The sequence below is a fragment of the Caulobacter sp. GW822-FHT01G02 genome (assembly GCF_058802865.1).
The window spans coordinates 50077-62009 of the sequence record NZ_JBXAON010000002.1; the positions used below are offsets into that span (position 1 = coordinate 50077).

Annotated in this window: 10 protein-coding genes and 1 pseudogene; 3 read left to right on the forward strand and 8 right to left on the reverse strand. The window is 68.5% G+C overall.

What is annotated here, in order from left to right:
* Positions 1–97: 97 nt before the first annotated feature.
* The 4 genes from AC1RNC_RS05770 to AC1RNC_RS05785 form a co-directional block, all read right to left on the reverse strand.
* Positions 98–1519 carry an ATP-binding protein gene (locus tag AC1RNC_RS05770; RefSeq protein ID WP_492884495.1) on the reverse strand — a complete coding sequence of 474 codons (1422 nt, stop codon included), beginning with the start codon at positions 1517–1519 and terminating at the stop codon, positions 98–100.
* A complete protein-coding gene (locus AC1RNC_RS05775; RefSeq protein WP_492884496.1) occupies positions 1516–2280 on the reverse strand; it encodes a response regulator in 765 nt (254 codons plus the stop codon). The genes AC1RNC_RS05770 and AC1RNC_RS05775 overlap by 4 nt, the downstream gene beginning before the upstream one ends.
* A 166-nt stretch (positions 2281–2446) precedes the next feature.
* Positions 2447–3190 (reverse strand): MBL fold metallo-hydrolase, encoded by a 744-nt coding sequence (locus AC1RNC_RS05780; protein ID WP_492884498.1) that lies wholly within the window; start codon positions 3188–3190, stop codon positions 2447–2449.
* Positions 3191–3265: 75 nt separating this feature from the next.
* On the reverse strand, positions 3266–4894 hold the full coding sequence (locus AC1RNC_RS05785) for an amino acid permease (RefSeq protein WP_492884499.1): 1629 nt from the start codon (positions 4892–4894) through the stop codon (positions 3266–3268).
* A 130-nt stretch (positions 4895–5024) separates the two neighbouring features.
* Here AC1RNC_RS05785 and hrpB point away from each other — a divergent pair, with 130 nt between their 5' ends.
* A complete protein-coding gene (gene hrpB, locus AC1RNC_RS05790; protein ID WP_492885484.1) occupies positions 5025–7466 on the forward strand; it encodes an ATP-dependent helicase HrpB in 2442 nt (813 codons plus the stop codon).
* A 36-nt stretch (positions 7467–7502) separates the two neighbouring features.
* Here the strand turns inward: hrpB and AC1RNC_RS05795 are convergent, their stop codons facing one another.
* Positions 7503–7679 (reverse strand): hypothetical protein, encoded by a 177-nt coding sequence (locus AC1RNC_RS05795; RefSeq protein ID WP_492885529.1) that lies wholly within the window; start codon positions 7677–7679, stop codon positions 7503–7505.
* A gap of 97 nt (positions 7680–7776) precedes the next feature.
* On the opposite strand from AC1RNC_RS05795, the pseudogene AC1RNC_RS05800 reads away from it, so the two are divergent.
* Positions 7777–7879, forward strand: a pseudogene (locus AC1RNC_RS05800) (hypothetical protein); the annotation flags it as partial.
* Between the two features lie 41 nt (positions 7880–7920).
* Here the strand turns inward: AC1RNC_RS05800 and AC1RNC_RS05805 are convergent.
* From AC1RNC_RS05805 to AC1RNC_RS05815, 3 genes are read right to left on the reverse strand one after another with little or no spacing between them, the layout of a single operon-like run.
* Entirely contained in the window at positions 7921–8712 is a 792-nt protein-coding gene (locus AC1RNC_RS05805; protein WP_492884501.1) for a TrmH family RNA methyltransferase, read from the reverse strand.
* 2 nt (positions 8713–8714) lie between these two features.
* A complete protein-coding gene (locus AC1RNC_RS05810) occupies positions 8715–9626 on the reverse strand; it encodes an RsmD family RNA methyltransferase (protein WP_492884503.1) in 912 nt (303 codons plus the stop codon).
* A 17-nt stretch (positions 9627–9643) separates the two neighbouring features.
* Positions 9644–11095 carry a glycosyltransferase gene (locus tag AC1RNC_RS05815; protein ID WP_492884505.1) on the reverse strand — a complete coding sequence of 484 codons (1452 nt, stop codon included), beginning with the start codon at positions 11093–11095 and terminating at the stop codon, positions 9644–9646.
* A 200-nt stretch (positions 11096–11295) separates the two neighbouring features.
* Here AC1RNC_RS05815 and AC1RNC_RS05820 point away from each other — a divergent pair, with 200 nt between their 5' ends.
* Positions 11296–11931 carry a TetR/AcrR family transcriptional regulator gene (locus tag AC1RNC_RS05820; protein ID WP_492884507.1) on the forward strand — a complete coding sequence of 212 codons (636 nt, stop codon included), beginning with the start codon at positions 11296–11298 and terminating at the stop codon, positions 11929–11931.
* Positions 11932–11933: the final 2 nt, after the last annotated feature.

The following is an 11933-nucleotide window of genomic DNA, read 5'->3' on the forward strand; positions in this document are numbered from 1 at the left end:
AGCCAAGCTTTGAAGCCCAGCCGGGTTGCCCGGTGATGTCAGACGCGGGCGCGGCCTTGCGGCGCCGCAACAAAGCCGCCCGTTTCCGCCGTATTTGCTACGCTGGAAGCCGCACGCTCGCCCGCAGACCACCGCCGGGGCGGTTGGCCAGGATGACGTCGCCGCCGTGAGCGCGGGCCAGGGAGCGCACGACCGCCAGGCCCAGGCCGTTGCCGCCCGTCTCGCGATTGCGCGAGGGTTCGCCGCGATAGAAGGGCTCGAACACCCGCTCCAGCTCGCTCGAGGGAATGCCGGGACCGTCGTCGTCGACCTCGATGATCGCCATGTGGTCCTCGGCATAGACCCGACCGCGGGCCCGTACGCCGTATTTCAGGGCGTTCTCGACCAGATTGGCGACCAGGCGCTTGAGGGCCACCGGATCGCCCTCGATCACGGTCTTCTCGGTTCGCTCGACGATGGCGTCGCCGCCGGTCTCGGCGGCCTCGTCGATGACGCTCTCGACCAGGGAGGACAGCTCCAGCCGCGTGCGCTCGGCCGGGCGCTGGGTGTCGCGCACGAAGCCCAGGGTGGCGGCGATCATCGCCTCCATCTGGTCGATGTCGGCGGCCAGCTTGGGCCGGATGTCGTCGGGAACGGCCTCGATGCGGAACTTCAGGCGCGTCAGGGGCGTGCGCAGGTCGTGGGCGATGGCTCCGACCATGGCGGTGCGGTCCTCGACATAGCGACGCAGGCGCTCCTGCATCATGTTGAAGGCCGTGGCGGCGGCGACCACCTCGCCAGAGCCGGAAATGCTCAGCGGCGGGGTGCGCGGATCCTTGCCCAGGCGCTCGGCGGCGTCGGCGAAGGCGGTGATCGGCTGGGCCAGGCGGCGGGCGAACAGCCAGGCCAGCGGCGTTACGGCGATCACCGACAGCAACAGGATCAGCAGCACCCGCTGCTGCCAGTTGTCGAAGCGAAAGGTCGGCTTGGGTTCGACCACCAGCCAGCGACCATCGCTCTGGCGCACGCCCAGCTTGAAGTCGCCGAAGATCAGCGGCTCGTCGACGCCCTTGCCGCGCGCGCCGGGCGGACCACCGGCGCCTCCGGGACCGCCGCCCTCGCGGGCGAAGGGTTCGCGGGCGCCGGGACCACGGGGCGGCGCATCGGGTTTGGGCGGCGTCACCGGCGTGCGGCGCACGAAGAAACGCGGACCATTGTCGATCTGCAGTTCGATGCGGTTCACCGGCACGTCGACGGCGCGGCTGATGTCGGTCTTGAAGTCGACGCGGCGCGGGGTGTCCTGGCCCATTGGGTGCAGGGTGACGCGCTGCTTGACCACCAGCAGGCGGCCGTCGCGGGGCTGCACCGGCTGGCCGGTCTTCAGGGCGCGTGCGATCTCGCTGGACCGATAGAACTCCGGCGGCGGCGGCGGCAGGGTGAAGATGACCGCGATCGCGATCAACTGGGCCGCCACCAGGGTGACGATCACCAGCCCCAGGGCCTGGACGAACAGCGGCGCGCCGCGCCGGAAGAGGGTCATGGGGTGCGGACGACCTTGGCGGTGAACATGTAGCCTTCGCTGCGGATCGTGCGGATCAGCTCGCTGCCGCCGCCGTCGTCCAGCTTGCGGCGCAGGCGGCTGATCTGGACGTCTATGGCGCGGTCATAGGCGTCGCTGTCGCGGCCGCGCGCCAGGTCCAGCAACTGGTCGCGGGTCAAGACGCGCTGCGGCCGCTCGACGAAGGCGCGCAGCAGCGAGAACTCACCGCTGGACAGATTGACCACCACCGACTGCGGCGAGCGCAGCTCGCGGCGGACGAGGTCCAGGCGCCAGCCGGCGAACTCGCAGGCCGCGCCCATGGCGTCGTCGACGGCGCGCGGCTCCTGGCGGCGGCGCAGCACGGCGCGGACGCGGGCCAGCAGCTCGCGCGGATTGCACGGCTTGGGCAGGTAGTCGTCGGCGCCGAGTTCCAGGCCGACGATGCGGTCGGTGTCCTCGCCCATGGCCGACAGCATGATGATCGCCGGTCCGTCGCTGGCCGACGACAGGCGGCGGCAGATGGCCAGGCCGTCCTCGCCAGGCAGCATGATATCCAGCACGATCAGGTCGATCGGACCGCGCGCCAGGACCTGCTCCATGGTGCGCGCGTCCTGGGCCGTCTCGACGGCGTAGCCATGGCGGCTGAGGAAATCGGAGACGACGTCGCGGATGCCGGGATCGTCGTCGACGATGAGGATGCGTGGCGCCGCCCCACGCTGGGCGTCGGCGTCGCTCTGGGCGGTGCTTTGGACGTTTTCCATGCGATTTCCTGTCACGCCCCCGTCACGCTCAGATTTCACGGCTGAAACAGCGACGCAACCCGGTCATGCGATCCAACGTCGCACCGGCGGCGCGTCATCCCCCACCCGACGCGTCGGCGGCCAGAGATCCGGCCCGTCCTCCCCCTTTTGAACGGGTCGGATCTCCTCAGCCCGGAGAGTGGTTCTCAGGAGCCTGGTAGGCCCCGCCTTGGGCCTCCATGGCCGCCACCACCCGATCACCCACGAACGGATTGTTGCGCCGCTCGGCCCCGAAGGTCGACATCGGCCCATGGCCGGGCACGAACCGCACGTCCTCGCCCAGCGGCCAGAGCTTCTGGGTGATCGAATCGATCAGATCCTGGTGATTGCCCAGGGGGAAGTCGGTGCGGCCGATCGAGCCCTGGAACAGCACGTCGCCGACCTGGGCGAACTTGGTCTCGCGGTGGAAGAACACCACGTGGCCGGGGGTGTGACCGGGGCAGTGGAAGACCTCGAACGCGGTCTCGCCCAGGGTGACGGTGTCGCCGTCGTTCAGCCAGCGGTCGGTGACGAAGATCCGCGCCTCGGGCATGCCGTACTGCTCGCCGGACTGCTGGATGCGGTCGATCCAGAACTGGTCGTCCTTGTGCGGGCCCTCGATCGGGACGCCGGTGCGGGCCTTCAGCTCGGCCGCGCCGCCGGCGTGGTCCATGTGGCCGTGGGTGATCCAGATCTTCTCCAGGGTCAGGCCCTTGTCGGCGATGACCTTGAGCAGGCGGTCGACCTCGCCGCCCGGATCGATGACGGCGGCCTTCATCGTCTTCGTGCACCAGACGATCGTGCAGTTCTGCTGCAGCGGCGTGACCGGGGCGATCACGGCGGCGATGGGCGTTTGGGGCTGGCTCACGAAAACTCCTTCTGAATCCAGCATAGGCGTTAGCGAGCGTGCAAGAAAGAAGGCCCGGGATCTCTCCCGGGCCTTCGATCGATCGCCGAAGCAGTCTGGTTACTTCACGTCGTCCACGCCGCGCCCCATGGCCTCGGCGGGAGAGTTCATGTCGGTGTCTTCAGTGATGTCGATGCCCTTGGCGAGCTTCGAGTTCCAGTACCCGTAGGCGATGTAGATCACCGCCCCGACCGCCGAGTAGACGGCGAGGATCATCAACGGCAACGGGTTGTTGTTCATCGCGTGAACAATCATCGGCTGGAAGTTCTGCCAAGCCAGGAACAGGCAGGCCAGGATGCCCAGAACCGCGGTGACGATGCCGCCCGGAACCTTGAAGGGGCGCGGCATGTCGGGGTGTTTGATCCGCAGATAGATCACCGAAAGGCAGACGATCGAGAACGCCACGGCCGTGCCCAGCGACACCAGGTCTCCCAGCAGGCTGATCGGCAGGAACGAGGCGGCGATGGCGATCACCGCGCCCAGCAGGATCGTGCCGAGCCAGGGGGTGCGGAACTTCGGATGGATCGCGGCGAAGACCTTCGGCAGCAGGCCGTCGCGGGCCATGGTGTAGAAGATCCGGGTCTGGCCGTAGCACAGCACCAGCATGACCGAGGACAGGCCGGTGATCGCGCCGATCTTGATGGCGATGCTGATCAGATTCAGCTTGCCGCCCTCGGCCGCCGCATAGGGGATGTCGGCCCATTCCAGGGCCATGCGGTCGATGGCGACGGCGATGGGCGCGGGGCTGGCCAGTTGTTTGTAGGGGACGACGCCAGTCATGACGGCGGCGACGGCCATGTAGATCAAGGTGCAGACGACCAGGGCGCCCAGGATGCCGATCGGCACGTCCTTGGAGGGGTTCTTGGCCTCGGCGGCGGCGGTCGAGACCGCTTCGAAACCGACATAGGCGAAGAAGATGATCGCCGCGCCGCGGAAGATGCCGCCCGCGCCGAACTCGCCCGGCTGACCGGTCGGGGCGGGGATGAAGGGGTGCCAGTTGGCGGGGTTGATGTACTGGACGCCCACGGCGATGAACACCAGCAGCACGATCACCTTGATCACGACGATGGCGTTGTTGACGTTGGCCGACTCGCTGACGCCCAGCACCAGCAGGGCCGAGACCAGCGCGATGCCTATGGCGGCGACGACGTTGAGGGTGCCGGTGAGAGCAAAAACGGTGCCGCCTTCAGGGGTGGCGACGGCCTGGATGAGCGGTGTTGCCCACACCGGCGCATCGGCGCCAGCGACCATGATCTGTGGGAAATTCACCCCGAAGGCGTGGAGGGTGCTGACCACGTAGCCCGACCAGCCGACCGCGACGGTCGAGGCGGCGACGCCGTACTCGAGAACCAGCAGCCAGCCCATGATCCAGGCGGCGACTTCGCCGAGGGTGCCATAGGCGTAGGTATAGGCCGAGCCGGATACCGGCATGGTCGAGGCCAGTTCGGCGTAGCAGAGGCCGGCCAGGCCACAGGCGATGCCGGCGACGATGAACGACAGCATGATCGCCGGGCCGGCATTGGCCGAAGCGACCTGACCGGTGAGCACGAAAATGCCGGCGCCGATGATGGCGCCGATGCCCAGGCTCATCAGGTTGATGGGACCCAGCGTTCGTTTCAGCTGGCTGTGTGCGGCTTCCTTCTGGATGCTCGCGATCGATTTCTTCAAAAACAGCCTGTTTCCGGCCATGTGTTCCGTTTCCCCAACGACCAGCGAACCCCCGCTAGTCAGGCACTGGGCGGCGACGTTAGTCAGAGTACAGCCCTCACGCAACGGCTTGCGGTGACGGAAGCGTTTTGAGGGTCTATGCCTCCCCATGATGCTGCCGATCGAGAATGTCCTGCCCGCGCTCAAGGCGGCTCTGCTCGCTTCCGATGCGACCGTTCTCGTCGCGCCGCCGGGCGCGGGCAAGACCACGGCCGTGCCCCTGGCGCTGCTGGACGAGCCGTGGGTCCTGGGCCGCAAGATCATCGTCCTGGAGCCCCGCCGCCTGGCCGCCCGCGCCGCCGCCTCGCGCATGGCCGCGAACTTGAGCGAATCCGTCGGCGAGACGGTCGGTTTCCGGGTGCGTCTGCAGTCCAAGGTCTCGGGCCGGACGCGCATCGAGGTGGTCACCGAAGGCGTCTTTACCCGGATGATTCTCGACGACCCGGGCCTGGAGGGCGTCGCGGCCGTGCTGTTCGACGAGTTCCACGAACGCAGCCTCGACGCCGACCTTGGCCTGGCCTTCGCGCGCGACGTCCAGAGCGTGCTGCGCGACGACCTGCGCCTGCTGGTCATGTCGGCGACCCTCGATGGGGCGCGAATCTCGGCTCTGCTGGGCGACGCGCCGGTGATCGAGAGCCAGGGACGGATGTTCCCGGTCGACACCCGGTATCTCGGCCGCGACGATCGTCTGCGCCTGGAAGAGCGGGTGGGCCGCGCCGTCGAACGGGCGCTGGCGGAAGAGACCGGCAGCGTCCTGGTTTTCCTGCCCGGACAGGGCGAGATCCGCCGCGCCGAGAGCTGGCTGAACGAGCGCCTGCGCCGGCCGGATGTCGATGTCGCGCCGCTTTACGGCGCGCTGGAGCCGGCCGTGCAGGACCGCGCTATCGCCGCCGCGCCGGCCGGCCGCCGCAAGGTGGTGCTGGCGACCTCGATCGCCGAGACCAGCCTGACCATCGAGGGCGTCCGGGTCGTCATCGACGCCGGCCTGGCCCGCGTGCCGCGCTACGATCCGGCCTCGGGCATCACCCGCCTGGACACTGTTCGCGTCAGCCGCGCCGCCGCCGACCAGCGCCGGGGCCGCGCCGGGCGGACCGAGCCGGGCGTCTGCTACCGCCTTTGGGACGAGCCGGAGACCCGCGCCCTGCCGGCCTTCGCCCGGCCGGAGATTCTGGAGGCCGACCTCTCGCGCCTGGCCTTGGACCTGGCCCGCTGGGGCGCGCGCGATCCTTCGGGGCTCACCTTCCTGGACCCGCCGCCGCCCGCCGCCTTCGCCGATGCGCGGACCCTGCTGACCCGGATCCAGGCGCTGGACGGGCAGGGGGACCTGACCGCTCACGGCAAGGCCTTGGCCGAGATGCCGCTGCCGCCGCGCCTGGCGCACATGGTGGTCCGCGCGGCCGCGTCGGGCCAGGCCCGAGAGGCCGCCGAGATCGCCGCCGTGCTGACCGAACAGGGCCTGGGCGGCAAGGACGTCGACCTGCGCCGTCGGCTGGAAAACCTGCATCGCGATCGCTCGCCGCGAGCCCGCGACGCCATGGCCCTGGTCGAGCGCTGGAGTCGCGCGGCCGGCCGGCCGTCAAAGGCGCCCGAACTGGAGATCGGCCTGATGCTGGCCGAGGCCTATCCCGAGCGGGTGGCCAAGGCGCGCGGCAAGCCGGGCGAGTTTCAGTTGGCCGGCGGGCGCGGCGTCTATCTGGAGCCGACCGACCCGCTGGCGCGCGAGCCCTGGCTGGCCGTGGGCGAGCTGGGTGGCGGCGACAGCCGCGACCGAATCCTGCTGGCCGCCGCCGTCGACGAGGCCGACCTGCGCGAGACCTTCGCCGATCGTCTGGTCGCGGAAGACCGCCTGGAGACCGCCGGCGGCAAGGTGCGCGCCAAGCGTCTGCTGCGCCTGGGCCGGCTGGTGCTGGAAGAGCGGCTGATCGAGAATCCCGACCCGGCCCTGATCGCCGGCGCCCTGATGGATCAGGTCCGGGCCGACGGACTATCGGGCCTGCGGTTGGGGCAGGGCGTCGAGAGCTTCCGCAGTCGCGTGGCCTTCCTGCGCGCCCTGGACAGCGAGGCCTGGCCCGACCTGTCGGACGCCGCCCTGGTCGCCCGCCTCGACGAATGGCTGGAGCCGCTGCTGCACGGCCGCTCGTCCCTGGCCAGCGTTGATGAGAGCAGCCTGGACGGCGCGATCCGGTCGCTGGTCCCCTGGGACCTGCAACAGAAGGTCGACCAGATGCTGCCGGCCCGCTTCAAGGCCCCGACCGGCACCACCGTGGCCATCGACTACGCCGCCGAGGCCGGCCCGCGCATCGACATCCGCGTGCAGGAGCTGTTCGGCCTGACCGAGCACCCCAGCATCGCCGGCGGCAAGGTCCCGCTGGTGCTGTCGCTGCTGTCGCCCGGCCACAAGCCGATCCAGATCACCCGCGACCTGCCCGGCTTCTGGAAGGGCTCGTGGCGCGAGGTGAAGGTCGAGATGAAGGGCCGCTACCCCCGGCACGTCTGGCCGGATGATCCGGCCAATACCGCCCCGACGACGCGAGCCAAGCCGCGCGGGACGTGAGGGGCGGCTTCGAACGACCTTGGCTTGAAAGTCCCCTTATTTGTCTTTCAGGATCTCATAAGCGTCGCGCTCGCTCAAACGAGCTTTTTGTGCCTCAGCCTCGCTGACCTCCACACGTCGTGTTTGACTGGCGGATCGGCCATCATCGAACTCGACGAAGAAGCGACCGCCCTCAACAAAGATGGAAATTCCAAAACCGGAGAATATCTGCACCACCCGAGCCATACCTTACGCAAAGGCTTCAACCTTTAGTGACGATAATAGGCTTGGTTTTGTTCAGTCGCTAAACAAACCCCTCTACCCGCCGCAGGTGCGGGAGGGGCGGACTGCTTAGCAGTCCGCTGGCGTCTCACGTGTCAGCTGAACCATGGGTTCCCGCCACAAGGGCGGGAATGACGGGGGGGGGAGGTGGCGGTTGATCGCCCACGCATCGCGGACGTTTGGCCCGTGAGACCTAACCCGTGACCGTGTAGATCATGATCCCCGTGGCCACCGACAGGTTCAGGCTGTCGGCGCGGCCGCGCATGGGGATCTTGACGTTGACGTCGCAGGCGGCGGCCAGCTCGGGCGGCAGGCCCTGCTGTTCGTTGCCCATCAGGATCAGCGACGGCTTCACGTAGTCGGCTGACTTGTGGTCGACGGTGGCGGTCAGCAGGGTGCCGACCACGCTGCCGGGCCAGGTTTCGCGCCAGGCCAGGAACTCGGGGATGGTGGCCTTGGCGATCTTCACGGCGAAGATCGAACCCATGGTCGCCCGCACGCCCTCGACCGAATAGGGATCGACGCAGTCGCCGACCAGGATCACCCCGCCGCAGCCGGCCGCGTCGGCGGTGCGGATCACGGTACCCAGGTTGCCCGGATCGCGGACGGCCTGCATGGCCACCCAGCACGGCGCGCTCTCGGGCACGATGGCCGACAACGGCGTGAAGACCTGTTTGAACACCGCCACCACGGCCTGGGGGTTGTCGCGGCGCGAGACCTTCTCGAGGATTTCCCGATTGACCTCAATGACTTCGCCGCCGGCCTTCAGGCAGGCCTGGGCGGCCTTCTTCAGCATGGGATGGTCGGCGGCGTCCGGGCCGTACATGACGATCTTGGGCGCGTGGCCGCAGTCGATCGCCTCGATGACGATCTTCAGGCCCTCGGCCAGGAACAGGCCGCTCTCCTCGCGCTCCTTGCGCATGTGCAGGGCGCGAACGGCTTTGACGGTGGCGTTGGTCAGGGAGGTGACGGTCTTGACGCTCATGATCAACCTTCCGACGACCAGCGGGCGAAGAACGACAGGCCGATCTGGCGGTCGCCCTTCTCCTCGACCAGAGACAGCTCGCCCCAGTCGATGACGCCGCCGCGGCCTTGCAGCTCCTGGGCCAGCAGACCCGACATCGCCGCGCCCGAGACGCGAGCGGCATAGGCGTTCATCAACAGGAACGAGGCGTCCTCGCTGAGCAGGGCGGCGCAGTCCTTGGTCAGGGCGGCAAGGTCCTCGAACAGGCGCCAGACTTCGCCATCGGCGCCGCGCCCGAACTTGGGCGGGTCCAGGATGATGCCGTCATATTTGTTGCCGCGCCGAACCTCGCGCGCCACGAACTTGCGAGCGTCCTCGACGATCCAGCGGATCGGCTTGTCGGCGAGGCCGGCGAAGGCGGCGTTCTCGCGCGCGAAGCCGACCGACTTCTTGGAGGCGTCCACATGGGTGACGGCCGCGCCGGCGGCGGCGCAGACCAGCGAGGCCACGCCGGTATAGCCGAACAGGTTCAGCACCTTGGGCTGAGGTCCCGAGCCCTTCGAGAGCGCGCGAACACGCTCGTCCTGCCAGGCCCAGTTTGCGGCCTGTTCGGGAAAGAAAGCCAGGTGCCGGAAGGGCGTGAACTGGCCATGGAACTTCGCCTCGCCCCAGGCCAGGTCGAACTTCTCGATCGGCTTGCCCTTGAAGCGCCAGCGGCCGGCTTCGTCCTCGTCGGTGGGGTCGAAGACGGCGTCGGCGTTCTCCCAGACCTTGGCCGGCAGGCGCGGCTCCCAGAAACACTGCGGTTCGGGACGCACGACCGTGTAGCGGCCATAGCGCTCCAGCTTCTTGCCGTGACCGCTGTCCAGCAGGGCGTAGTCGGCCCAGCCGGTGGTGCGCATGACGATGGGGGCGGGAGCGATCTTCGGAGCCATCGCCCGCCCATACCGCCTTACGGCCCCAAAGGTCCAGTGTGGTGGGGGCCAGAATGGCCGCCGGAACGCGGGGCGTGCAGGGTCTTGTCCCAGCGGTGCGGCGCGGTGACGAACTGGTAGAGCGCCTTCATTCCCGCCAGGCTCTGCAATGGCCAGTAGAGCACCATGCCGAACAGATGCAGCGACTTGGGCCGCGCCCGCGTCCGCATGACCCCGCGCGCGCCGGCGATGGCGGATGCGCCCCAACCCAGGGCGTAGAGCGTCAGGTCCGCCGATGCGATCGTGCAGCGCGCGTCCGGCCAGAAGTCGATCGCGGCCAGCACGAGCATCGCGGCCATGATCGGTCCGTGCAGATGCGAGGACGCCACCGACTGGGCCAGGGTCAGCGCCAAGGCGATGGCGTTGCGCGGCTGGCCGGGGACGGAACCGCGCAGGCAGACGGCGATGGTCTGCATGTGTCCCTTGATCCACCGCGCGCGTTGCGGGAGCCATTGTCCCCAGGTGGTCGGCGCCGTCTCCCAGGTCGGCCGGTCGATCACGCCGAGCTGGTAACCGGCGGCGGCCAGGTGAAAGCCGATGTCCGCATCCTCGGTTACATTGTACGGGTCCCATCCGCCCTGTTCGCGCAGGATGGCGGTCCTGAAGTGATTGCTGGTGCCGCCCAGCGGAAAGGGCAGGCCCCATCGGGCCAGGGCCGGCAACAGCACCTCGAAGTGGGCGGCGTATTCCAGCCGGAACTGCGAGGGCAGGAACAGCGAAAAGCCCGGGTCCTCGATCCGCAGCGGGGCCTGCAGGCAGGCCAGATCCGGATCCGAGGCGGCGAAGCGGGCGGCGGCTTCCCGAAGTTGGCCGGCGTCGGGCATGTCCTCGGCGTCATAGATCACCACCAGTTCGCCCCGCGCTCGGTCCAGCGCGTGGTTGCAGGCGCGCGGCTTGGTCTGGGGCGTTCCGCGTGGGACGACCAGCACCTGGATGAACGCGGGGAGCGGCAGGGCCCGGACCGCCGCCAGGGTCAGGTCGTCGTCGGCTTCCAGCACGATCAGGGCCTGCAGGCGCTCGCGCGGATAGTCCAGCGCCTGAAGACTCTGGACCAGTTCGACGACCACCTCGGCCTCGCGATAAAGCGGGCAGATGATCGTGTAGGTCGGCAGGTCCGCGTCGGCCAGCGGCGGCGCGAGCGTCGGCGGCAACGGCGTGCAGGCCGCCGCCAGACGGGTCAGGGCGCCCAGCAGGAAGACCGCGAAGAACAGGTGGTGCGCGATCGTCATCGCGCCGGTGGGGTTCAGCGCCACGCCGGTCGCCGCCAGTAACCCGGCCAGGCCGACGCAGGCCGCCTGGCCCCGGGAAAGCGTCTGGTGCGCGCCATCGCGCCCGATCGGCGCGGTGTTCGCCGGTTCGATCCATTCGACGGACACAGGTCCGCACGCCGGCGCGAGCGCCGGTTCAAGCCGTCTGTCTTCGCGCGCCATGGATGCCCCTGGATACGCCGGTCGCCCCAACGGCGCAGATAAACGAATCTCAACCTTAAAGTGTCAAATGCTAAAAATGCTCGTTTTGAGATATTGTCTCGCGCGCGCGAGGCCGGTTTCTCCTTCCACGCACGTTCTTGCGACGACTGGGTGATTCCCGTTTAGTGTCGGTCGGAGGAAACGCAGGGAAAGCCAAGTCCGTGACGGTCGTTCTGAAGAAGCCTCACAAGTCCGCCCGAAAGCCCAAGGGCGACGGGCACTTGCGTCGGGGCGAGATCCTGGCGGCGGCCGAGACGATCTTCATCGCCGAAGGGTATTCGGGCGCGACGATCCGTAAGATCGCCGACGCCGTGGGGGTGTCGTCCACCGCGCTCTATATGCACTTCCGCGACAAGGACCAGATTCTGTTGGAGATCAGCAATGACGCCATCGAGCGTCTGCTGGAACTCAACACGGAAATCGCGGCCCAACCGATCGACCCGGTCTCGCGTGTGCGGGTGATGATGGAGGCGTACATGAAGTTCGCCCTCGACAATCCCAACACCTATCAGCTGGTGTTCTGCAGCGCCGGCGAGCACGTCTCGCCGGACAAGACCGCCGACGTCCTGGCGCTGGGCGACCGCTGCTTCGAGAAGTTCAGCGAGCCGGTGCACCAGATCGCCGCCCAGGGCCGCCTGCGCGCGGGCTCGGCGGTGCAGGCCGCCGAAGTGCTGTGGAGCGGCTGCCATGGCCTGGTGTCGCTGCTGATCACCAAGCCTTCGCGTAACTGGTCGGATGCTGATCAGCTGATGAAGATCATGCTGGACGGTCTGCTGTACGGCCTGGTCACGGACTGAGT

Excerpts from the sequence above, each read along its gene's own strand:
- AC1RNC_RS05785 (WP_492884499.1), bottom strand. The coding sequence starts at position 4,894 with ATGGCCGGAAACAGGCTGTTTTTGAAGAAATCGATCGCGAGCATCCAG.
- AC1RNC_RS05775 (WP_492884496.1), bottom strand. The coding sequence starts at position 2,280 with ATGGAAAACGTCCAAAGCACCGCCCAGAGCGACGCCGACGCCCAGCGT.
- AC1RNC_RS05815 (WP_492884505.1), bottom strand. The coding sequence starts at position 11,095 with ATGGCGCGCGAAGACAGACGGCTTGAACCGGCGCTCGCGCCGGCGTGC.
- AC1RNC_RS05810 (WP_492884503.1), bottom strand. The coding sequence starts at position 9,626 with ATGGCTCCGAAGATCGCTCCCGCCCCCATCGTCATGCGCACCACCGGC.
- AC1RNC_RS05780 (WP_492884498.1), bottom strand. The coding sequence starts at position 3,190 with ATGCTGGATTCAGAAGGAGTTTTCGTGAGCCAGCCCCAAACGCCCATC.
- hrpB (WP_492885484.1), top strand. The coding sequence starts at position 5,025 with ATGCTGCCGATCGAGAATGTCCTGCCCGCGCTCAAGGCGGCTCTGCTC.
- AC1RNC_RS05805 (WP_492884501.1), bottom strand. The coding sequence starts at position 8,712 with ATGAGCGTCAAGACCGTCACCTCCCTGACCAACGCCACCGTCAAAGCC.
- AC1RNC_RS05770 (WP_492884495.1), bottom strand. The coding sequence starts at position 1,519 with ATGACCCTCTTCCGGCGCGGCGCGCCGCTGTTCGTCCAGGCCCTGGGG.